Consider the following 22,665-nt stretch of genomic DNA (forward strand, 5'->3'; position numbering starts at 1 on the left):
GGAACACCCGGTTTGCGACAGCGGGGGAGGGACAGGGGGGGCGGCCACGCGCACCGTGCGTCTCGCCCCATCGTCCCGCATGGCTCCGGTAGTCCAGGCGCTTCCTGCCGCATGCGCGCGCATTTCAGCGTCGCTTTGCGCAACCGCTGACCATCGAAACGGCATGTCCCCCGGCGCATTCCGACGGATGCGGCAATGTCGGCCGGTCGCTTTTGGCCTGCAATTTGCTTAGAAAACTACAGCTTCAGATCACTGGCGCTTCGGTCCTACGACGGATCAAAAGCAGCAAAGCCGCTGTGTCCGACTCCTCCACATCGCTCGTGTGGAATTGTCGGCCGGCGGCTTTTGCTTTTTGGGACTCAAGCTGGATTTTCGGAAAAACGGCAGATCATCATCGGGGCAAACCATGGCTATGCTGAATTGCAAGATCGCGCCCTTCGTGTTCTGGCTCTGCTTTTTGGCGCTCAGTTTTTTCACGACATTCAATGGCCAGAGCCAGTCGGCGCGCACGTCCTCGCGTGATCGGCCGGAGCCGGCGAAACCCCTTTGCCAGGAAGGCCCGCGTGGCGCGCGCGGCCCATTGTCCGGCCGCGCTGCTGAAAACGGCTTGTCCCCTCCGGCGACGATGCGCGCGCAGCGAGTCCTCCGCGAGAGAACCAAGATCGCCGCAGCGGGCCTCACGCGCGGTCAAGCAGGCGCAGAGCGGCTTCGTTGAACAATCTTTCGCGCCGCGATATGCAGCAAAGCTTCCCTATCTCGATCAAAATTTGGCGTCATTGACGTTGAGAAAGGTCAAAAAATGGACGCTGCTTTGGCGCCGCAGCCGAACTTCCTGAGCCGCGAACGCACCGTCGCATTGCCGACATTCAATCGCTGGCTTGTGCCGCCGGCGGCGCTCGCCATTCATCTGTGCATCGGCATGGCCTACGGCTTTTCTGTCTTCTGGCTGCCGTTGTCGCGGATCATTGGCGGCGCGCAGCCGAAGGAATGTTCGGAAACGCTGGGGTTTTTCGCGACGCTCGTCGCCACCGACTGCGACTGGAAGATCAGCTGGCTGGGCTGGACGTTCACGCTGTTCTTCGTTTTCCTCGGCTCCTCGGCGGCGGTCTTCGGCCATTGGCTGGAGACGGCCGGTCCCCGCAAGGCGGGGCTCGCGGCGGCCTGCTGCTGGTGCGGCGGCCTGCTGATCTCGGCGCTCGGCGTCTATCTCCATCAGATCTGGATGCTGTGGATCGGCTCCGGCGTGATCGGCGGCATTGGTCTCGGGCTTGGATATATCTCGCCCGTCTCGACGCTGATCAAATGGTTTCCCGACCGGCGCGGCTTGGCGACGGGTCTCGCCATCATGGGCTTTGGCGGCGGCGCGATGATCGGCGCGCCGCTCGCCGACCGGCTGATGAGCTTCTATGCCACGCCGGCTTCGCCGGGCGTCTGGCAGACCTTCGTGACGCTGGCGGCGATCTATTTCGCCTTCATGGTCGCCGGCGCGCTTGGCTATCGGGTGCCGCCCGAGGGTTGGGCGCCGAAAGGATTCACGCCGCCCGCGGCGGCCAAGAACGCCATGGTGACGCATCGTCATGTGCATCTCGACGTCGCATGGAAGACGCCGCAATTCTGGCTGCTGTGGGCCGTGCTCTGTCTCAACGTGTCAGCCGGCATCGGCGTGCTGGGCATGGCCTCGCCAATGCTGCAGGAAGTCTTCGGCGGCAGACTGATCGGCCTCGACATCGGTTTCGATCAGCTCAACGCCGATCAAAAAAAGCAGATTGCGGCGATTGCGGCAGGCTTCACCGGCCTCTTGAGCCTGTGCAACATCGGCGGGCGCATCGGCTGGGCGTCGGCGTCCGATCAGTTTGGCCGCAAGATCACTTACGCGATCTTCTTCGTCGTCGGCCTTGCGCTGTATTCGGCGATACCCTTCGCAGCTACGGGCGGGATGGTCGGACTCTTCGTCCTGCTCTTTGCGGTCATCATCACCATGTATGGCGGCGGATTCGCGACGATCCCCGCCTATCTCGCCGACATCTTCGGCACCCATCATGTCGGCGCCATCCATGGACGGCTGCTGACCGCCTGGTCGACGGCGGGCGTGCTCGGACCCGTGCTTGTCAATTACATTCGCGAATATCAGCTGAGCGTCGGCGTGCCGCGCGAAGCCGCCTATAATCAGACGATGTATGTGCTCGCAGGCCTGCTGCTCTGCGGTCTCGTCTGCAATCTGCTCGTGCGGCCCTGCGCCGAGAAATATTACATGAGCGACGAAGAGGTCGCGGCGCAAAAGCACATCACGGTCGTCGAGGTCGTCAAGGAAGATGACGAGGTCCACGCCGACTTCGAGGATTTTGTCGAAGAAGCGCTGCAGCCGACGGCGCCGGACGCCGAGCCGCCGGTCGCCGCGCGCGCGCCGCCCGGCTCAAAGGGCGGATCGCTGTTGCTTGTTCTCGCCTGGGCCGCCGTCGGCGCGCCCCTCGCCTGGGGGGTCTGGATCACCCTGCTCAAAACCGCCACGCTGTTTCGCTGATTCAGGTTAGGCGCGCCAGATCCCCCCTCTCTTGCGGTGAGGCCGGCGGGCGCAGCCCGCGCAGCGGGGGCTCGGCGTAACAGATCGAGTGGATGTCGCCCCACTCGCACTCGATTGCCTCGGCGTCGCCTTGATCGCGGCCTGCTTGTTTGCCAGAAGTCGGAGTCGCTTGGCGCCTTCGTGATTCGTCGCGGGGCCGACAAACGAGACGAGGGCCTCTATGGCGACCGCTTGCACGAATGGGCTCGACACGGGCTTTGTCGATCTCGGTTATATGAAAGTCGCCGTCCTTGGCGTGGTGCAGGGCATCACCGAGCTTCTGCCGATCTCCTCGACCGCGCATATGCGCATCGTGCCGGCGCTGCTCGGCTGGAAGGATCCCGGCTCCGCGTTCTCCGCGGCGATGCAGCTCGCGGCGCTCGCCGCCGTCGTCAGCTATTTCTGGAGCGACATCCGCGCGCTTGCCGAGGGGTCGGTGCGGGCGCTCGTGCGGCGCGACTTCAACGATTGGACGTTTCGTTTCGTCGTCTGGATCGCGCTCGCGACCGTGCCGATCGGCATCGCCGGCCTCGCGCTGTCGCATACGCTCAACACCTGCGGCTCGCCATTGCGCACGCTGCCGGTGATCGGCATTTCCTGCATCGTCATGGCGGCGCTGCTCGCCATCGCCGAACTCTATTGCAATCACAAGCGCACGCTCGAACATGTCAGCCTGAAAGACGCGATGATCGTCGGCTTCGCGCAGGTCGGCGCGCTCATTCCGGGCGTCTCGCGCTCGGGCTCGACTCTGACCGCGGCGCTCTTCCTCGACCTCAAGCGCGAGGAAGCGGCGCGTTTTTCCTTTCTGCTCGGCCTGCCGGCGATCGCCCTCGCAGGCCTCAAGGAGCTGTGGGAGCTGCATAAGGCGCAGCTCGATTTCCACGGCTGGGCGGTGCTGACGCTCGGGCTTTTCGTGGCGTCGATCTCCGCCTTTGTCGCCATCTGGGGCTTGCTGCGGATTCTCGAGCGCTTTTCCGCCTGGCCCTTCGTCGTCTATCGCGCCTTCATCGGAATCGTGCTGCTCGTGGGCTTCTACGCGGGCTTTTTGATCTGATACGAATTCCGTTGACCCCTCCGCTGGGTGTCATTCCCGACAGGCCGAAGGCCTGATCGGGAATCCAGAGCCAATACAGGAGCGCTGGTCTGCTCTGGATTCCCGATCGTGCTTCGCGCGTCGGGAATGACGTGAGAGAGTTCAGACGGAAATAGTCAGAGGCCCTCTACCCTCTCATGGAAGAGAGCACGTCACTCCGCCGCGATGCGGAGGCGCTCGCGCGCCTCGGCCCGCAGATCGTCGATCGGCATGAGAGCGCCCTTTTCTTCGTAGTGCCAGAAGGTCCAGCCGTTGCAGGCCGGCAGGCCCTGCGCCAGCGCGCCGGTCTTATGGATCGAGCCGACGAAGCCAGACAGCGACAGCGCGCCGTCGGCGCGCACCACTGCGCGATGGCGCCGCCTGGCGTCAACGAGCGTCGCGCCCGGCGCGATGAGTCCCGCTTCGACGAGGCTCACGAAAGCGACGCGCGGCTCCGTGCGCTTGGACGGGGCTGTCGCGACCGTTTCATTCGGCAAAGGTTCGATCGCCGCGATCCGCGCACGCGCTGCGGCTCGGTAATCGCCGTCGCGCTCGATGCCGAGCCAGTCGCGGCCTAAGCGCTTGGCGACGGCGCCCGTTGTTCCCGTGCCAAAGAAGGGATCAAGCACCAGATCGCCGGGTTTTGACGCGGCAAGAATGACGCGCGCGAGCAGCGCTTCCGGCTTTTGCGTCGGATGGGTCTTATGGCCCGCGCCATCCTTGAGACGCTCTGTCCCGCCGCAGATCGGCAGGAGCCAGTCGGAGCGAACCTGGCAATCCTCGTTCGCCGCCTTCAGCGCCTCGTAATTGAAGGTGTAGTTCTTGGCGCTTTGGTCGCGCGCCGCCCAGATCATCGTCTCATGGGCGTTGGTGAAGCGCCGGCCGCGAAAATTCGGCATCGGATTGTTCTTACGCCAGACGATGTCGTTCAGGATCCAGAACCCGAGATCCTGCATGATCGCGCCGACGCGAAAGATATTATGGTAGGAGCCGATCACGAAAATCGTCGCGGAGGGCTTCATCACCCGGCGCGCCTGCGCGAGCCAGTCGCGCGTGAAGGCGTCATAGGCGGCGAAATTGGCGAATTTGTCCCAGTCATTATCGACCGCATCGACGAGACTTTGATCCGGGCGATGCAGACGATTGGCGAGCTGGAGATTATAGGGCGGATCGGCGAAGACGAGATCGACGCTCTCCTGCGCCAGTCGCTCCATCGATGCGACGCAGTCGCCGCACAGGATTTCGTTGCGCGCCGTCGCGCGGAGCGGCCCTTCATTTGTGCGCCCGATACGCGTGACCTGATTTCGGGCTTTGAGGCGAGCCGCCCCGACGCGCGCGCTACGCATGAACTGAACACCATCAACGCAACCAACATGCGAGATAGTGAAGGAGGGAGGTAAAGGGGGCGTTTAGATTGGCAAAACGCCGACGTCTCTTTTTCGAACGGAAGTCTTAAAGAAATAAAAAGGTTAGCGAATAGTTGACGAAGGCCTCACGCGCCGCGCACGGGCGCGAAGCTGACGCGGTGCGCCGGGCTCGCGCCATGCAGCGCCAGCGCGTCGAGGTGATGCTGCACGGCGTAGCCGACATTGGTCTCAAAACCATAGTGCGGGTAATGGACGGCGAGGCGGCGCATCATGGCGTCGCGGGCGACCTTGGCGACGATCGAGGCGGCGGCGATAGATAGCGCGGTCGCGTCGCCCTTGATGATCAGCTGGCAGGGACAGTTGACCGGCGGCCGGTCGTTGCCGTCGATGAGAAGATAGGCCGGAGCCTGGGAAAGGCCGGCGACGGCCCGCGCCATCGCCGCGAGCGACGCCTGGCGGATATTGATGCGATCAATTTCGGCGGGGGCGACGAAGGCGACGCTCACGGCGAGCGCGCTGGCCATGATGCGCTCAAACGCTTCTTCGCGCTGCGCCTGGTTCAGCGCCTTCGAATCATCGAGCCCGCGCGGCCGTCGTTCGGGATCGAGAATCACCGCCGCCGCCGCAACCGGTCCGGCGAGCGGCCCGCGTCCGACTTCGTCGACGCCGGCGATCGGCCAGACGCCTTTCCGGCGCAGCTGGGCTTCCAGCCGAAAATGAGGCCCCTTGGCCGTCACAAACGCTCCCCCGGGCGGATCGCTATGGGTTCTGCGCGACGGTGGCGTCAGTGCAGGACCGCGCAGCGAATAAAGCGCGGAGGGCGGGCGGCTGGCAACCGGAAAGACGGCGCTTGCGGCGGCGTCCAAAGAATTCTCGGCCGCGCAAGCGCGATGAGCTCGCCGGAGACGAGCCCAAGATGGGCTCAGAACAGGCTGAGCTGCTGCGGCGCGCGGCGCGGCGGCTCGAACAGATCCGTTCGCAGCCTGGTTTTCTGCGTGAATCCTAACCGTGTCGCCGCGAGCTCAAAACGCCGGCCGATCATCCAGGCGTAGGGCCCCTCGCCTTTCATGCGGGTCCCGAAGGAAGGATCGTAAAGCTTGCCGTCTCGCGTCGAGCGCACGAGCGCGAGGGCTCGGCGGGCCCTGTCAGGAAAATGCGCCGCCAGCCATTCGGTGAAGAGATCGCGCAGTTCGAGCGGCAGGCGCAGCAGCACATAGCCCGCCTCGCGGGCCCCGGCGGCGTGCGCCCGAGTCAAGATCCGCTCGATCTCGTCGTCATTGATGGCGGGAATGATCGGCGCCGTCATCACCGCCGTCGGCACGCCGGCGGCGCTGAGCTTCTCGAGCGCATCAAGCCGCAGCTCGGGCGTCGCGGCGCGCGGCTCCATGAGGCGCGCGAGCTTGCGGTCGAGCGTCGTCACCGAGATCGCGACCTTCGCGAGGCCCTTGGCCGCCATTGGCGCAAGCAGATCGAGGTCGCGCAGCACGAGCGCGGACTTCGTCACGATGCCGACCGGATGATTGGCGCGCGCCAGCACCTCGAGGATCGAACGCATGATTCGATGGCTCTTCTCGGCGGGCTGATAGGGATCGGTGTTGGTGCCGATGGCGATCGTCTTGGGGACATAGCGCGGCGCCGACAATTCGCGTTCGAGAAGCTGCGCCGCGCCTTCCTTGACGAAGATCTCGGTCTCGAAATCGAGGCCGGGCGAGAAGCCCATATAGGCGTGCGTCGGCCGCGCGAAGCAATAGACGCAGCCATGCTCGCAGCCGCGATACGGATTGATCGAGCGATCGAACGAAATGTCCGGCGAATCATTCCTGGTGATGATCGTGCGCGGCTTCTCGACGTGGAAATTGGTCTTGAGCGCCTGCAGGCTCTCGAGCGACCCCCAGCCGTCGTCGGCCTCCTCGCGCGTCTCCTTTTCGAAGCGGCCGCTGCGCTTCGACAGCGCCCCGCGCCCACGCCGGCGCTCGGCGTCGACGAGGGCCGCGGCGTCGATCGGCAGCGGCGCGCCCTTTATCTCTGTCGATGCCTGAGCCGCACCCATGTTCGCAACCTCTGTCCAGCGCTGCCCGAGCATCGCCGTGGCGACCGCTCAGAACTGACGCTAGCCAGAACATATAGAGAACATGATATTGGCGCAAGCGGCCTTCCGAACAAAAAAAAGCGCGCCGACTCTCGACGGCGCGCCTCCTAATTCTGCGCTTGAGGCGCCCTAGCGCACCAGAATGTTTTTGAACTGCCACGGATCGCTTTCGTCGATATCCTCAGGGAACAACCCGGGACGCCCCTCGAGCGGCGTCCAATCCGTGTAATAGCCCTTCACCGGGCCGAGATACGGTAGCTGCACGTCGAGGCAGCGCTTGTAGTCGACCTCATCGGCTTCGACGATTCCCGCCTGCGGATTCTCCAGCGCCCAGACCATGCCGGCGAGCGCCGCCGAACTCACCTGAAGTCCGGTGGCGTTCTGATAGGGCGCGAGATCGCGAGTCTCCTCGATCGAGAGTTGCGAACCATACCAATAGGCGTTTTTGGCGTGGCCGTAGAGCAGGACCCCGAGTTCGTCGATTCCATCGACGATCTCGTGTTCGTCGAGAATCTTCCAGCTCTCCTGCATCTTGCCGGCGGCGCCGAACATCTCGTGCAGCGAAAGCACGGCGGCGTCGGCGGGATGATAGGCGTAGTGACAGGTCGGACGATAGGTCGCCTGACCCTTATCGTCGCGCAGGGTGAGATAGTCCGCGATCGAGATCGACTCATTATGGGTGACGAGGAAGCCATATTGCGGCCCCGGCGTCGGGCACCATGAGCGCACGCGCGTATTGGCGCCGGGCGACAGCAGATAGATCGCCGCGCCGCAGCCGGTCGGATGCGTGCGGCCGATGTCGGGCAAAGATTTTTCATGCGTGCCCCAGCCGAGTTCGGCGGGCTGCAGGCCCTCGGAGACAAAGCCTTCGACCGACCAGGTGTTGACGAAGACGTCACGCGGCTTCGGATCGCGCGCGCGCTGCGTGTCGCGTTCGGCGATATGGACGCCCTTGACCCCGAGCTTTTGAGCAAGCGCGCTCCATTCGGCGCGCGTTGCCGGCTCCTTGTCGAAGGCCCCAGTGTCGCGCGCGATATCAACGAGCGCCTGCTTGACGAACCATGACACCATGCCGGGATTGGCGCCGACGCAGGAAACCGCCGTCGGTCCCCCCGGATTCTTGCGGCGCTCTTCGAGCACCGTCTCGCGCAGCGCATAATTGGTGCGCGCTTCATTGGACATGGTCTTGTCGAAGTAGAAGCCCGGCCATGGCTCCACCACCGTGTCGACGCATAGCGCGTTCAATTCGCGCGCGAGTTTCATGATCGCGAGCGAAGAAACGTCGACCGAGAGATTGACGATAAAGCCCTGGCCTCCGCCCTTGGTCAGCAGCGGGGTCAAGACGTCGCGGTAGTTCTCCGGCGTCAACCTGGTTTGAAGAAAAGCGATGCCGCGCTCGTCGAGCAGACGGCGATGCGTATCGACCGGGTCGATGACGGTGACGCGCGATTTGTCGAAATCGAAATGGCGCTCGATCAGCGGCAAAATGCCTCGGCCGATGGAGCCGAAGCCGATCAGCACGATCGGACCGGTGATTTTGCCGTAGTTTGGCCAAGTCGACATGAGGCGCAGCTCCCGAGAAAGTTATTGCGCCGCGATAAAGCAAGCGCGGACGTATTAATCAAGACCTTGAGAGATTGGCGGCGGGCGCGTGGCGTGGCGCTTTTTGCGCGCGCTCGGGACGCGCAGGCCAGTTGGGCGTCTTCGACGAATGCGGGCGTGGCTCATCGAGTCATGAAGATGCGCAAGGTCCCCTCGTCCTTCGAGACGCCCTCTTCGAGGGCTCCTCAGGATGAGGGGCCTTTGGTTTCGCTAAGTGACCCGTTGTTCAGGGTCCAATCTTGTGAGAGCCCCTGCGGTCCTCATCCTGAGGAGCCGCCGAATGGCGGCGTCTCGAAGGGCGAGGACCGCAGCGCGATCAAGAATTTAAATTCTCGGAATTTCACGCAGACGCAGCGGCGTTTCCGTCGATGCGCCCCTGCAGACCATTGGGCAGGCGCGGATTGGACAGAATATAGCGCCCGCGCTCGCGCACCATTTTGGTCACCGCCGCGAAATCGAGCTTGCCGGAGCCCAGAAGCGGCACATGCTCGACGAGCATGATTTCCGCCGGAATCATCAGGTCCGACGCGCCCTTGGATTTGGCGTAGGCTTGGAAATCGGCGCGCGTCGCGTCCTTGCGCTGCGTAACGAGAATGATTCTCTCGCCTTTGCGCGGATCGATCTCGGTCGCCGCCGCCGACAGCGCGTCGGGCCAAAGTTCCGACGCGAGTTGTTCAATCGCCGCGAGCGACACCATCTCGCCGCCGACCTTGGCGAAGCGCTTGGCGCGACCCTTGATCGTCACATAGCCCTGCGCGTCGATCGTGACGATATCGCCCGTGTCGTGCCAGCCGTTCTCCGGCGGCTGCACCACTCCGGGCTTATCGATCTTGAGATAGCCCATCATCACGTTCGGCCCGCGCACCAGGAGCCTTCCGCCGTCCTCCACGCCTGGAACCGGTTCGAGCCGATGTTCCACGCCCGGCATCAGCCGTCCGACGGAGCCGAATCTGTTGAACATCGGCGTGTTGAGCGCGAGGACCGGCGACGCTTCCGTCACCCCATAGCCTTCAAGGATGCGGACGCCGAACTTCTCCATCCAGAGATCGCGCGTCGATTGCTTCACCGGCTCGGCGCCGGCGACCACATAACGGATCGACCGGAAGTCATAAGCGTGCGCCGGGCGCGCGTAACCGGCGAGAAAAGTGTCCGTCCCGAAAAGAATCGTGGCGTTTGAGCCGTAAACGAGCTCCGGCACGATGCGATAGTGCAAGGGCGAGGGATAAAGATAGATCGGAACGCCGGAGGTCAGCGGCAGCGTGAAGCCGACCGTCAGTCCGAAGGAATGGAACATCGGCAGGACGTTGAAGACCTTGTCCGTGCGTCCGAAGTCGATGCGCGCGGCGGCCTGCGCCGCATTGGCGAGCATGTTTCGATGCGACAAGGCGACGCCCTTCGGCGCGCCTTCCGAACCCGAGGTGAATAGTATCGCCGCCATCTCCTCGGCCTGGCGCGGGGCGACGGGCTTGCGGAACCGCCTGAAGGCGTCGAGCTTGTCGGCGAAGGAGACCTGCGCGCGGATATCTTCAAGATAGACGAGCGCAACTTTCTCTTCGAGCGCAGCGACGAGCTTTTCGAGCTTGGCTTTCTCGATGAAGCCGCGCGACGTCAAAATCGTCCGCGCCTGTGCCGCCTCGCAGCCCGCCAGAATATTGGCGGCGCCAGCGGTGAAATTGATCATCGCCGGCGCGCGGCCGGCCGAAATGACCGCGAGGAACGCTATTCCCGCGCCATTGGCGTTCGGCAGCATCAGTCCGATCGCGTCGCCCGGCCTCCCAATGCGCGCGATCTTGCCGGCGAGTGCGCGCGTCCCGATCAGCAGCCTGCGATAGCTGAGCTTGCCGGCGATCGGGTCTTCGAGAGCGACGCGCGACAGCCCGTGCGCACGCGCAGCTTCAACGACGGCGTCGAACAACGTGCGATCGACGTTTGTGGCGCGAAAGACGAGATCCGACATGATCTGATAGAGCGCCGCGCCGGCCGCCATCCGCCGCGCCTTGCCTTTCAGCGCGTCATCGACCGTCAGGCGGATAGGTTCGAGCACGGTGAGCGTGAATTTCGGAAACCAGCGCCGGCGCGCCTGTTCGCGGGTCAGCCGCGAGAACATTGTCGCCTCGGCGCCGTCGATGTGCACCGGGACGACCATCGCGCCGGATTTCTCCGCGATCAGCCCCGCCCCGTCATAGACCTTCATCAGACTGCCGGTGACCGTCAGCCGGCCTTCCGGGAAGATGACAAGCGGGTTCCCGTCCTTGACCGCATTGATGAGCGCGCGCGCGCCAAGCGGATTGGCTGGATCGAGCGGGATCACGCGCATGAATTTCAAAAACGGCTTCGCCCACCATGTCTTCGAGATCGCGCGGTCAACGGCGAAGACCGGCTGCTTTGGCATGACGGCGAAAATCGCCGCGGCGTCGAGAAAGCTCACATGGTTGAGCGCGACAATCGGATTGGGGCCCGCCTTCTCGAAATTTTCCAGTCCCTTCGCCTCGAGACGGTAGAAGGCGCGAAAATAGATCGAGAGCAGATCCTGCAAAGGCGACGCGACGACCGCCTTGACGATCCAGATCGAGGCGACGAGCGAGACGACGGCGAGGCCAATCAGCAGCGCAGCGAAAGAGACGCCCAAGCTCTGCAAACCCGCCACCCCGACGCCGCCGAGCGCCATGAAGGCGGCGTTCTGCACATTCACCGCGGCGATGGTGCGGGCGCGCTGCTGAGGCGCGCTCTGCACCTGAATGGCGGCGAAGGACGGAACGATCATCAGGCCGCCGGCGACCGCGAGCAGTGAAAGATCGATCGCGGCGCGCCACGCGAGCGGTTGAGCGAAATAGGCCTCCGGCGACAGCGCCGTCGCGGCATCTGGCGCATTCGAAAGGAGCAGCGCGAGGCCGAGGTCCGCCGACCCAAAAGCGACAAGCGCCGCGCCGACGGCGCACGGCAGCAGCACGATCTTGCCCTTGAGCAGGAAGGCGGCGAGCCCCGATCCGATAGCGATGCCGACGGCGAACAGCGCCAGATGAATGCTGACGAGAATCTCCGCGCCATGCAGCGTCTGAGTGATGAGCGAGGGCGTCAACGACATGGCGATGGAGCCGAACAGCCAGAAGAGGCTCGTCACCACGGCAAGCCGCCGCAGTTCTGGTTGACCGCGCAGATGCCGCAGCAATTTGAAGGTTGAGCGGAAGACATTGGCGTCGATCGCGAGATTGGGATCGCCGCGCCCCGTGGGGGGAATGAGCCACGCCGCGCCAAGCGCCAGGACCGCGACGCCCATGACTCCCGCGGCGAGGATCACCCCGTCGCCGACATGCAACGCCATGCCGCCGGCGACCGTGCCGCTGAGAATTGCGAAAAAGGTCGCGCTCTCGACGAGCGCATTGCCCGCCGGAAGTTCCTCGCGCGTCAGATGGTCGGGCAAGATGCCGTATTTGACGGGACCGAACAGCGCGCCGGTGACGCCAAAGAGAATGAGCGCGCCAAAGAGCGTGGGGATATTGGCGAACAGAAAGCCGGTCGCGGACAATGCTGCGACGGCGATCTCCGCGACGCTGATCCAGCGCACGACGCGCGCCTTGTCATATTTATCGGCCATCTCGCCGCCGATCGCCGACAGAAGAAAAAACGGCGCGATGAAGGCCGCGCCGGCGAGCGTGACAAGCGACGCGCCGGTCTCTGCCACGTGCGCCAGGATCAGGAGCACTAGAGCGTTCTTCAAGAAGTTGTCGTTGAAGGCCGCGAAGAACTGACGCCAAAACAATGGCGCGAAACGCCGCGAAGCGAGAAGCGAATGCGTCATATCGAAGCTTCCGGGAGATGCGTCGTGACTTTCGCCGATGACCCTTAAGGATCGGTCAAGTCGGGCGCGTTGCAATGGGCGTTGCGATCGGGTTGATGGTCAGCCTTTCGCCATGAACTGTGTTCAATATGGAGACTGCAGCGCTTTTGCTCTGCCGTCAATAGAAAAATGAACGACGTTCATAACGAATTGGGAGACGCTCCTTGAACGAGAAGAACGCCGACGCGGGAGCCGACCGCCGGACGCAATTGCGTGACCGGCTTATCGACATCGCGCAGGAGACGGTGGCGACGCAGGGTCTCGCCGGACTTAAGGCGCGCGATCTCGCCGCCGCGGCCGGTTGCGCGCTCGGCGCGATCTATACCGCTTTTCATGACCTCGACGAGCTGATCCTGCGGGTCAATGCGCGCACCCTGGCGCGTCTGGAGGCCGCGCTCGACGCAGCGTTCGTGGACGCAGAGGCGGAGCTGGCGCTGGAAGCCATGGCGCGCGCCTATCTGAGCTTCGCGAGAAAAGACGAGCCGAGCTGGCGCGCGCTGTTCGAGCACCGATTGCCCCCTGGCGCGCCCGTGCCGGCCTGGTATGCGGATGCGCGCAACCGCCTGTTCAGTCGGTTGGACGCGCCGCTTGCGCAACTGCTGCCGGGCAGGGACGCGACGGCGCGCGCCGCGCTCGCGCGCACGCTGTTTTCGGCCGTGCACGGAGTCGTGGCGCTGGGGCTCGAGGAGAAGATTGCTGAGACCCCGCCAAAATTACTGGATGAGCAGCTCAGCGTGCTGATACGGCTTCTCGCGGCGGGACTGATGATGGAGTCGGCCCGCTTGATTTGAGCCGCGCGAACTGACATAGGCGCGCATGACCTACATTCTGCTGTTCGCTGTAGCGACCTGGGCGGGCGCGCAGAATGCGCTTGCCGGCGGCGGCTCCTTCCTCACGCTTCCCACCCTGATGTTCACAGGCATGGACGCGCTGGCCGCCAATATCACGTCATGCGCGGCGCTGTTTCCGGCGCAGGTCGCGACCGGCTGGACCGGCCGCAAGCACGCCAGGGGCGCCAATGGGCTTTCGCTCCGCACGCTGTTCGTGATCAGCATCGTCGGCGGCGCCGTCGGCGCGGCGGTGTTGCTTGGCACGCCGCGCGGTCTCTTCGCGCGTCTCGTGCCATGGCTCGTGCTGTTTGCGACCGTGGTCTTCGCCTGGGGCAGTTTCTTTCGCAAATCAGGCGACACGCATGGGCACCTGAGCGCGCCCGGCGCGGGGCTCGCGCAATTTCTGATTTCGGTTTACGGCGGCTATTTCGGCGGCGGCATCGGCTTCCTCATGGTCGCCGCGCTGACCATGGCCGGACAGGGCGTGCGCGTCGCCAGCGCCACCAAAAATGTTCTGGCTGGCGTCATGAACGCCTCCGCCGTCGCGATCTTCCTGTTCTCGCCGGATCTGCACTGGCCACAGGCGCTGGTGACGAGCGCGGGCGCGACGATCGGCGGCGTCGCCGGCGCCCGCCTGATCCATCACATCGACGAAAAAATCCTGCGCATCTTCATCATCGTGGTCGGCGCGGCGCTGACCGTCGGCCTCTTCCTCAGAGCGCCATAATCCGCGCGCGCTAAGCGTTCAGCGCGTCATGGCCGCCCCGCCCGCCATCGCCTTTTCGATTTCGGGAATGAGCGTCGTCGCGATGGCCGAAGGCGTCAGCGGTCCGACAAATTTATAGGCGATGGTTCCGTCGCCCCTGATCACGAACGTCTCCGGCACGCCATAAACGCCGAAGTCGATCGCCGTGCGGCCGGCAGGATCGACGCCGACGCGCGCGAAAGGATTGCCGCCCTCCTCAAGGAAGCCTAACGCCTTGGCGGTCTCATCCTTGTAGGAAAGCCCATAGAGCTCGACGCCCTTGGCCTTGAGCGCTTGATCGCCGGCGATCGCCATAAGCGCCGAATGCTCCTGTCGGCAGGGTCCGCACCAGCTGGCGAAGACATTGACGAGGCTCACGTGACCCTTGCGCAAATCTCCGGTCGAGAGACCGGGAACGCCGGCCAGTCCTTCAAGCGCCGGCAGATCGAATTCCGGCGCGGGCTTGCCGATCAGCGCCGAGGGGATGCGCGACGCGTCGCCGGAGAAGAGCCGCACAAGGAAGACCAGCGCCAGCAGCGCGAAGAGCGCGAGCGGCAGAAAGCGCAGCGCCGAGCGCGGCGCGACAGCGTCGCTCACGCGCCCTCTCCATCATCGCGCGCGCCCGCCGCGCCAAAGCGCGCCAGCGCCGCGCGCAGGCGGCGATAGTCGAGGACGATGCGCAAGGTCACGACGCCAAGCGTTGCGGCCGTCACGCCATAGGCGGCGGCGATATAGAACCAGTGGCCGCTCATTCCGCCGCCTCCATGCTCTCATTGCCGGCGATTTCGCCGGCGCGGACGGCTTGCATCGAGAGGCGCGCGAGACGCCGGCGCAGGATTTCGTTGCGGATCGCCATGATATGCAGCGTCAAAAACAGCAGCGTCGCGGCGAGCGCCATGACGATGAGCGGCCACAGCATCGATCCGGAGATCGCCGGTCCGTCAATGCGAAACACCGAGGCCGGTTGGTGCAAAGTGTTCCACCAATCGACCGAATATTTGATGATCGGGATGTCGATGGCGCCGACGAGCGTCATGATCGCCGCGATGCGCGCGCCGCGCGGCGTGTCGTCCATCGTCTGCCTGACGGCGATGAGACCAAGATAGAGAAGAAAAAGAACCAGCATCGAGGTGAGGCGCGCGTCCCACACCCAGAACGTCCCCCACATCGGCTTGCCCCAAAGCGAGCCGGTGACGAGGCAGATGAAGGTGAAGGCGGCGCCGAGATTGGCGGCGGTTTTCTGCGCTGCGTCGGCGAGGGGATGACGCCACACCAGAACGCCGAGCGACGCCGAGGTCATCACGACATAGGCGAAGATGGCCAGCCAGGCGGACGGTACATGGATGTACATGATCCGGACGGTTTCGCCCTGCTGATAATCGGGCGGCGCCGTGAAGGCGCCGTAGAGCCCGATCGTCAGCAGAAGCGCCGTGGCGCCCGAAAGCCATGGCAACGCGCGTTCTGCAAAACGCAGAAAGCGCGTTGGATTAGCGTAAGTGGACAGAAAGCTCATCGATCGCCGGCAACTCCCGCCGACCGTCTAAGCCGCACGGCCATCAGCGTCAATTGGCGGTCTTGGACGGCGGCTTGGTCGTGTCCTTGGCGACCTCCTTGGTCTGGTCGGCGAGAATTTGCGCTCTCGGCTTGCCGTGCAGAAGCTCGACCGCGGCGTTGAGCTGCTTGTCCTTCGCCTCATCCGGCGGGACATAGGCCTGCGAACCGGTCTTTTCCTCGTCGCCAGTCTTGAGATGGCCCTTGAGCGACGCTTCGCCCTTGGTGTCGTCCTTGCCCTTGAGCTCGTCCGGCACGTCCTGCAGGATGATCATGTCGGGATCGATGCCCTTAGCCTGGATCGTGCGGCCGGACGGCGTGTAATAGCGCGCCGTCGTCAGCCGCAGCGCGCCGCTGGAGCCGCCCAGCGGGATAATCGTCTGCACCGAGCCCTTGCCGAACGAGCGCGTCCCGATCAGCGTCGCGCGCTTGTGATCCTGCAAAGCGCCGGCGACGATTTCGGACGCCGAAGCCGAACCGCCGTTGATCAGCACGACGACAGGCTTGCCCTTCGACAGATCGCCGGAGCCGCGGGCGTTGTAGCGCTGGGTTTCATCGGCGTTGCGGCCGCGCGTCGACACGATCTCGCCCTTGTCGATGAAGGAATTGACGACCTGGATGGACTGATCCAGCAAGCCGCCCGGATTGTTGCGCAGATCGAGGATGTAGCCTTTGAACTTGTCCGCCGGGATCTCCTGCTGCGCCTTGGCCATGGCGTTGCGCAGGCCCTCCGCCGTCTCCTCGTTGAACTGCGAAATACGGACATAGGCGATGTCGTCGCCCTGTTTACGCGAGCGCACGGATTTGATGTGGATCTCGGCGCGGACCAGTTTGACCTCGACCTTGTCCTTGTTCTTGCCGCGGAACAGCGTCAGCTTGACAGGCGTGTTGATCGCGCCGCGCATTTTGTCGACGGCCTGATTGAGGGTCATGCCCTGCACGGTCTCGTCGTCGATGGCGCCGATCAGGTCGCCGGACATGATCCCGGCGCGGGACGCGGGCGTGTCGTCGATCGGCGTGACGACCTTCACGAGTCCGTCTTCCTGGGTGACCTCGATGCCGAGGCCCCCAAACTTGCCTTCGGTCTGAGTCCGCATGTCCTTGAAGGCCTTAGCGTCAAGGTAGCTCGAATGCGGGTCGAGCGAGGTCAGCATGCCATTGATGGCGTTTTCGACGAGCTTCTGCTCATCGGGCTTCTCGACATAGTCGGCGCGCACCTTGTCGAACACGTCGCCAAAAAGGCTGAGATTCTTATAAGTGTCGGCGGAAGCGGCTTGAGCGGGAGCGCCGATGACGGCGCGCGCCTGCTGGCCGAGCGTGGCGCATCCCGCTCCAATAGCAATTCCTGTGGCGATAAGGGCTGTTTTGCGAATCATCCGCCGACCTTCCGACTGTCTGACTTTGCCCACCATGGGCCCGAGTCGATTGACGCTCCGTCCTTGCGGAACTCAACATATAGAATGGGTTGTTTCGCGCCGATTGCGATGGTCGCCGCGGTTTGCGCGGCTCCGTCTCCCATGCTGGCAACCGGCTCACCTGCGAGAACGAACTGTCCCACGTTCACATTGGTGCGACTCATGCCGGCCAGGACCACATAATAACCGCCGCCGGCATTAATGATCAAGAGTTGTCCATAACTTCGGTAAGGCCCTGAAAAAGCGATCCATCCGTCGCAAGGGGCGATAACGACGCCGTTTTCGCGCGCCGCGATCGACAGGCCCTTTTCCTTGCCCCCAGAACCGTCGGGCGCGCCGAAACGCCGCACGACCGGTCCCGCGGCCGGCGCCGGCAGCCGGCCTTTGAGATCGATGAAGGCGACGGCGGGCGCAAGCCGCGCCGGATCCTTGAACGGCGCAGACAACGCTTTGAGCCGCTCTCGCTCGGAAAGGCTCGCTTGAGCTTTGGCGCGCTCCTCGTCGGCCTTGCGCGCCGCCTCCGCCGCGCGCCGCGCCGCTGCGCTGTCCGCCTCCATACGCGAGATCAGGTCCTTGAGGCTTGTGGCGCGCTGCGCCAGCGCGCGCGCCCGCTCCGTCTCCGCCTGCAAGGCGCTTTGCGCGGTGGAAAGCGCGTCCTGACGTTCGGCGATCATCGGCGCGAGCCTCTCGCGCTGAGCCTTAAGACTCGCTTGCTGCTCCGCGAGACGTTCACGCTCACGCCGAACGCCATCGCGCACCTGCTCGAGTTCCGAAAGATCGCGCTGCAGCTGCCGCGCTTCGGCGCGCATTTGCGGCAACAGCGCGCCGAGCGCGAGCGACGCCCGGACGGCCTCGAGAATTTCGTTGGGGCGCGCGATCAGCGCCGGCGGCGGTTTCCGGCCCATCCGCTGCAGGACCGTAAGAATCTCCATGATCAATCCGCGGCGGCTCTCGAGCGAAGCGACGATCTTGCCCTCGCTCTCGGTAAGCGTCGAAAGCCGCTCTTCTATTTCAGCCGCGCGCCCTTCCGTCTCCTGCAGCCCCAGCGTCGCTTCGATGAGCGCGCCATTCAGCCTTTCGCGCGCGGCGGCGTGATCGACAAGCTGCTCTTCGAGTCGACGCGCGCGCTCCTGTGCGGCGCCCATCGTGTCTTCGACGCCGCGCAATTCTTGTTGCTTTGACGAAATGTCTTTTGCGTCCGGACCCTGCTGTTCGGCATGCGCGGAAAATGCAAATGAAATGGCAAAGAGCGCCGCAGAGATGAGCCCGCGCTCGGTGGCTTCGTTACCCGCCATGCTCGAAACGCTCATGTCCGTCCGCGGCATCAATTTCGCCCGGAGGCCGATATGCCCCGGGAATCGCGTCCACATTGCGGCAAAGCCCGGAGAGGATCGCGCGGGCGCGGCGCGAATCAACGAGCGCGTTGATCGATTCTGGCAGCCTGCGTCGCCAGTTCAAGCGTTCGCGATCTGTGCCGGGCAAATTGATCGCAAACCTTTCCCCTGCAAGGTCATCGAGTTGCGCCATGGCGAGCAAGGACGGCGTGCGCGCGATGAACGCATGGAGCGCCAGCGCCAATGCGTCGTCGAAGGCGTCCGAAGAACGGCGCCCATCGTCGATCAGCGCCTGCGCGCGCAACGCATCGAGCAGCGCGTTCTTTTCCGCGCGGCGCGCGGCGCGAGCGGCTTCGGCCGTGTCGGGCGCGATCAGCCCCAGAGCTTCCTTCTCGGCGATGTCCGCCTCGGCCCACCAGCCTTCGAGCGTCGGCAAATCATGCGTCGAAACGCAGGCCATGGCTTTCTTGGGATAGAACGCCGGCGGCGCGAAGCCCTCGCCCGAACGTTCGAACCATAGAACCCGGTAGCTCAGCACGTCGGCGCGCGCGATGCGCTCGCGAAAGCCCCAGGGCGCCGTGCCGAGATCTTCGCCAACGACCACGCATCGCGCGCGTCGGCTTTCGAGCGCCAGTTGCCCCAGCAAGGTCTCGAACGGATAGCTGAGATAGGCGCCCGCGGCGGGCTTTTCGCCGTCCGGAATGACGAAAAGCCGCGCCAGGCCCATGACGTGATCGATGCGCAGCGCGCCCGTGTGGCGCATGTTGGCGCGCAGCAGCTCCGCGAAATCAGCGCCGCCGCTTTTCTCCAATTCGATCGGATTTGGCGGCGGCAATCCCCAATTCTGGCCTTCCCGACTGAAAGCGTCGGGCGGCGCGCCGATCGAGAAGCCGTCCACGAAACTTGCCGCGCGGCTCCAACACTCTGCGCCGTCGGGCGCCGCGCCAATGGCGAGGTCGCGGCAGAAGCCAAGCGACAGTCCTGCCGCGCGCGCCTCCTGCGCCGCATGTGCGAATTGCGCATCGGCGAGCCATTGCAGAAACTGGTGGAATTGAACGCGCGTCGCATGTTCGCTCGCGAAGGCGCTTAGCGCCGCATCGCGCGCCTCCCGCAGCTCTTGCGGCCACATCCGCCAGCTTTGGCCGTTGCGCGCTTCGCTGATCGCCTCGAAGACGCAGAAACGCGCGAGAGCCGTCCCGCCCTGGTCAATGAAGCGCTGGAACGATGCGGCGGGCGCGGCGTTCGGCTGGCGGCGCGAGAGATCAAGGAAGACGGCGAAGGCGCGTTCGAGCGTCGCCATTTTCAGCGCATGAACGCCGGGATAGTCGACATCCGCGGCGACGCTGAGAGCCGCCGCGGCGCTCTCGTCGACATCAATCGGCGCGCCGAGCATGCGCCCCAAATCAGCGACATCGATATAGAGCGGATCGACGAAACGCCGGTCGGACGGATAGTACGGGCTGACGCGCGTACGATCTTGCGCAAACAGGGCGTGCAGCGGATTGATCGCGATGAGCGCCGCGCCGGCTTTGGCGCCAGCGCGCGCGAGTTCCGCGAGCGTCGAGAAGTCGCCGATCCCCTGATCGCCCTCACGGCGCACGGAATAGAGCTGCGCGGAGAGGCCAAACGCGCGGCGCGCGTCGTCAGGCAGATAGCAACCCGCCGGCGCGACGGTGAGCGCACAGGTTTCGCCATTGTCTAGCGACAAATGATGGCGTCCAGCCGGAAACGGCGGCAGACGCGCCTCGACGCCGTCGCAACGCCGGCCATCCAGTCCGCGCCATGTGACCGGCGCGGCGTTCTCCGCGCGCAAAGCGATGCGCGAACAGCTGCCGTCTTTTTGCGTGACGACGATCCAACCTGGCGTGCGGCCGTTGCGTGCGGCGAGTCGAAAGGCGAAGGACTTGCCTTCCTGCGCCGACAGACTCGCTGGCGGCGCGCGTCTGTCGCGAAAGTCGGAAAGCCGCGCGAGACTGTCGCGCGCGTCATCGAACGTGTTTGCCGGAAAGCCCAATTGCGCCAGCAGCGCGCAGACCGTCTCGCGGGGAACGTTATGCAGCGCGCCGTCAACGTCGCGCCATTGTCTTTCGACGCCCGTCGCCTCGGCGAGACGCGAGATAATCTCTTCCGATACTGGCGCAGAAGACCGGCGCCGCACGTGCCTTTCCTCGACGAGAAGCGCGACAGAGCGCCGCGTCATACGGAGGATTTCTTCGATGTCTTCGCTTGCGCCATCCTTCGCCGAATTGAACGCCAATGTCCAACCGCGATTGTCGCGAGCGGGCGGCGGGCGCACGATGATCTCGTCAGCGCCGCGATGTAGAATGACGACGACGCGATCGCCTTCGGTATAAAGCGCGACGACAAGCGTTTGCGCATCGCCGTCGCGCCAGTCGTCTTCGCGCATCGGCGCGCCGTCAGGACGCAGCCATTCGACGTCGGAGATGAGCGTCGCGTCATGCGGCGCGCCGTCGAGAAAACGGTCTTCGCGCAATGCCGCGTGTCGCTTGCGCAGCGCGATGAGATTCGCCGTCGTCTCGATCAGTTCTTCGTCTGCGCGCGCCCAATCGATCCAGGAAAGCGAATTGTCCTGCGCATAAGCGTTGTTGTTGCCGGACTGCGTCTTGCCCAGCTCCGAGCCCATGGCGAGCATCGGCGTTCCGCGAGAGAAAAGCAGCGTGGCGAGCAGGTTGCGGACGTCCTGCGCGCGTCTGGCGTTGATCGCGGCGTCTTCGCTCTCGCCTTCGACGCCATTGTTCCAGGAAAGATTGTGGTTTACGCCGTCGCGGTTCTCTTCGCCATTCGCTTCATTGTGCTTATGCGCGTAGGAAACGAGATCGCGCAAAGTGAAGCCGTCATGCGCCGTAATGAAATTGACGCTGCGGGATGGGCGCCTGCGCGCAAAGAGGTCCTGCGAGCCGGCGAATCGCGTCGCGAGCTCGGCGACGCCGCAGGAGTCGCCGCGCCAGAATCCGCGCGCGCCGTCGCGATAGCGATCGTTCCATTCGGCGAAAGGCTCGGGAAAATCGCCGAGCCGATAGCCGCCGGCGCCCATGTCCCAGGGTTCGGCGATGAGCTTTAAGTCCCGCAGCACCGGGTCTTGCAAGATCGCGGAAAGAAATGGCGCGTCGCGATCAAACCCAGAGGGGCGACGCGCGAGCGTCGTCGCCAGATCAAAGCGAAAGCCGTCGACGCCGCCATAAAGCGCCCAGGCGCGCAGCGCATCCATAATGAGCCGGACGACAGGCGCGCGCGTGCAGTCGAGAACATTGCCGCAGGCCGAGTCATTGACGTAATGCGCGCGGTCGTCGGCAAGCCGGTAATAGCTGGCGTTATCCAATCCTCGAAACGAGACTGTCGGACCGAATTCGTCGCCTTCACCGGTATGGTTGAACACGACGTCGACAATAACTTCGAGCCCGGCGTCATGGAGCCTGTCGACGGCTTCGCGAACTTCACGCCAGCCGCCCGGCGCAAGACGCGGGTCGGGCGCCATCATGGCGATGGGATTGTAGCCCCAGTAATTGGAAAGCCCGAGCGGCGGCAAGTGACGCTCGTCGATCCACGCCGCGCAAGGCAAAAGCTCCAGCGTCGTGACGCCGAGCCGCGTCAGATATGCGATCGCAGCGTCATGCGCGAGACCGGCGAAGGTCCCGCGCAGATGTTGCGGAATGTCGGGATGCGTCGCGGTGAAGCCCTTGACGTGAAGCTCATAGATGACCGTATCGCGCCAGGGACGCTTCGGCCGCGGCGACTCCGCGGGGACTGGCTTGGTGACAATCGCTTTCGGCAGATGCGCGGCGCTGTCGATGCGCGCCGTCTCGCCATAGTCGAAAAGCGAAGGATGCAGCGTGAAGGCGCGATCGATCGCAAGCGCATAAGGATCGACGAGAAGTTTCGAAGGGTTGAAGCGATGGCCGGCGTCTGGCGCATCGGGTCCATAGGCGCGAAAGCCATAGCGCTGGCCTTCTTTGAGGCCCTCGATATCGCCATGAAAAACGTCGCCGCTGCGGGCAGGCAATTTTATGCGGGCGATTTCTTCGTCGGCATCATCGAAGAGACAAATCTCGATCGCCTCGGCGTGCGCGGAAAACACCGCGACATTCGCGCCGCTCTCATCCGGTGAGACGCCGAGCGGCTCTGGCGCGCCATCGGTGACGCGGCCAATCATGCCCCCTCCCCAACCCTCCCCCGCTGCGCTTCGCTTGCGGGAGAGGGGGTGAGACCCGGCGCATATCGCAGACTGCGCGCTACGCCGATCG

16 protein-coding genes are annotated in these 22,665 nt (G+C 64.4%); 5 read left to right on the plus strand and 11 right to left on the minus strand.

Annotated features, from left to right (window positions below):
* Positions 1 to 195 precede the first annotated feature (195 nt).
* The 3 genes from NEI07_RS12380 (at position 196) to uppP (ending at position 3,614) form a co-directional block, all read left to right on the plus strand.
* Complete coding sequence (locus NEI07_RS12380; RefSeq protein ID WP_256034922.1) at positions 196 to 522, plus strand: hypothetical protein; 327 nt, start codon at positions 196 to 198, stop codon at positions 520 to 522.
* 277 nt (positions 523 to 799) lie between these two features.
* Entirely contained in the window at positions 800 to 2,521 is a 1,722-nt protein-coding gene (locus NEI07_RS12385) for an OFA family MFS transporter (RefSeq protein ID WP_256034923.1), read from the plus strand.
* Positions 2,522 to 2,741: 220 nt separating this feature from the next.
* Positions 2,742 to 3,614, plus strand: coding sequence for an undecaprenyl-diphosphatase UppP (uppP, locus tag NEI07_RS12390; protein WP_256034924.1), 873 nt, complete (start codon positions 2,742 to 2,744; stop codon positions 3,612 to 3,614).
* Between the two features lie 191 nt (positions 3,615 to 3,805).
* Here uppP and NEI07_RS12395 read toward each other — a convergent pair whose 3' ends face one another.
* From NEI07_RS12395 to NEI07_RS12415, 5 genes are all read right to left on the minus strand, one after another.
* Positions 3,806 to 4,978: a site-specific DNA-methyltransferase gene (locus NEI07_RS12395; protein ID WP_305123720.1), complete on the minus strand. Its 1,173-nt coding sequence runs from the start codon at positions 4,976 to 4,978 to the stop codon at positions 3,806 to 3,808.
* Positions 4,979 to 5,124: 146 nt separating this feature from the next.
* Positions 5,125 to 5,736 carry a ribonuclease HII gene (locus tag NEI07_RS12400; RefSeq protein WP_407659895.1) on the minus strand — a complete coding sequence of 204 codons (612 nt, stop codon included), beginning with the start codon at positions 5,734 to 5,736 and terminating at the stop codon, positions 5,125 to 5,127.
* A 185-nt stretch (positions 5,737 to 5,921) separates the two neighbouring features.
* Entirely contained in the window at positions 5,922 to 7,082 is a 1,161-nt protein-coding gene (locus NEI07_RS12405) for a PA0069 family radical SAM protein (protein ID WP_407659896.1), read from the minus strand.
* Positions 7,083 to 7,217: 135 nt separating this feature from the next.
* A complete protein-coding gene (locus NEI07_RS12410) occupies positions 7,218 to 8,651 on the minus strand; it encodes a homospermidine synthase (RefSeq protein WP_256034927.1) in 1,434 nt (477 codons plus the stop codon).
* Positions 8,652 to 9,030: 379 nt separating this feature from the next.
* The gene (locus NEI07_RS12415; RefSeq protein ID WP_256034928.1) at positions 9,031 to 12,489 is read right to left on the minus strand and encodes an acyl-[ACP]--phospholipid O-acyltransferase; all 3,459 of its coding nucleotides are present in this window, start codon (positions 12,487 to 12,489) and stop codon (positions 9,031 to 9,033) included.
* Between the two features lie 203 nt (positions 12,490 to 12,692).
* On the opposite strand from NEI07_RS12415, the gene NEI07_RS12420 reads away from it, so the two are divergent.
* Together NEI07_RS12420 and NEI07_RS12425 are read left to right on the plus strand one after the other, a co-directional pair.
* On the plus strand, positions 12,693 to 13,319 hold the full coding sequence (locus NEI07_RS12420; protein WP_256034929.1) for a TetR/AcrR family transcriptional regulator: 627 nt from the start codon (positions 12,693 to 12,695) through the stop codon (positions 13,317 to 13,319).
* 25 nt (positions 13,320 to 13,344) lie between these two features.
* Positions 13,345 to 14,085, plus strand: a complete 741-nt coding sequence (locus NEI07_RS12425) for a sulfite exporter TauE/SafE family protein (RefSeq protein ID WP_256034930.1) — start codon at positions 13,345 to 13,347, stop codon at positions 14,083 to 14,085.
* 18 nt (positions 14,086 to 14,103) lie between these two features.
* Here NEI07_RS12425 and NEI07_RS12430 read toward each other — a convergent pair whose 3' ends face one another.
* Genes NEI07_RS12430 through glgX form a run of 6 tightly spaced genes read right to left on the minus strand, consistent with a single transcriptional unit; the run spans position 14,104 to position 22,574 of the window.
* Positions 14,104 to 14,700, minus strand: a complete 597-nt coding sequence (locus tag NEI07_RS12430) for a DsbE family thiol:disulfide interchange protein (protein WP_256034932.1) — start codon at positions 14,698 to 14,700, stop codon at positions 14,104 to 14,106.
* Positions 14,697 to 14,855: a heme exporter protein CcmD gene (gene ccmD / locus NEI07_RS12435; RefSeq protein WP_256034933.1), complete on the minus strand. Its 159-nt coding sequence runs from the start codon at positions 14,853 to 14,855 to the stop codon at positions 14,697 to 14,699. Before ccmD ends, NEI07_RS12430 begins: the two co-directional genes overlap by 4 nt.
* Positions 14,852 to 15,616, minus strand: a complete 765-nt coding sequence (locus NEI07_RS12440; RefSeq protein ID WP_256034934.1) for a heme ABC transporter permease — start codon at positions 15,614 to 15,616, stop codon at positions 14,852 to 14,854. Before NEI07_RS12440 ends, ccmD begins: the two co-directional genes overlap by 4 nt.
* Positions 15,617 to 15,665: 49 nt before the next feature.
* A complete protein-coding gene (locus NEI07_RS12445) occupies positions 15,666 to 17,030 on the minus strand; it encodes a S41 family peptidase (protein ID WP_256034935.1) in 1,365 nt (454 codons plus the stop codon).
* Positions 17,027 to 18,364, minus strand: coding sequence for a murein hydrolase activator EnvC family protein (locus NEI07_RS12450; protein WP_256034936.1), 1,338 nt, complete (start codon positions 18,362 to 18,364; stop codon positions 17,027 to 17,029). The genes NEI07_RS12445 and NEI07_RS12450 overlap by 4 nt, the downstream gene beginning before the upstream one ends.
* Positions 18,354 to 22,574: a glycogen debranching protein GlgX gene (glgX, locus tag NEI07_RS12455; RefSeq protein ID WP_256034937.1), complete on the minus strand. Its 4,221-nt coding sequence runs from the start codon at positions 22,572 to 22,574 to the stop codon at positions 18,354 to 18,356. The genes NEI07_RS12450 and glgX overlap by 11 nt, the downstream gene beginning before the upstream one ends.
* Positions 22,575 to 22,665 lie beyond the last annotated feature (91 nt).

Origin of the sequence: Methylocystis suflitae, from assembly GCF_024448135.1 — a bacterium.
Classification (GTDB): Bacteria; Pseudomonadota; Alphaproteobacteria; order Rhizobiales; family Beijerinckiaceae; genus Methylocystis; species Methylocystis suflitae.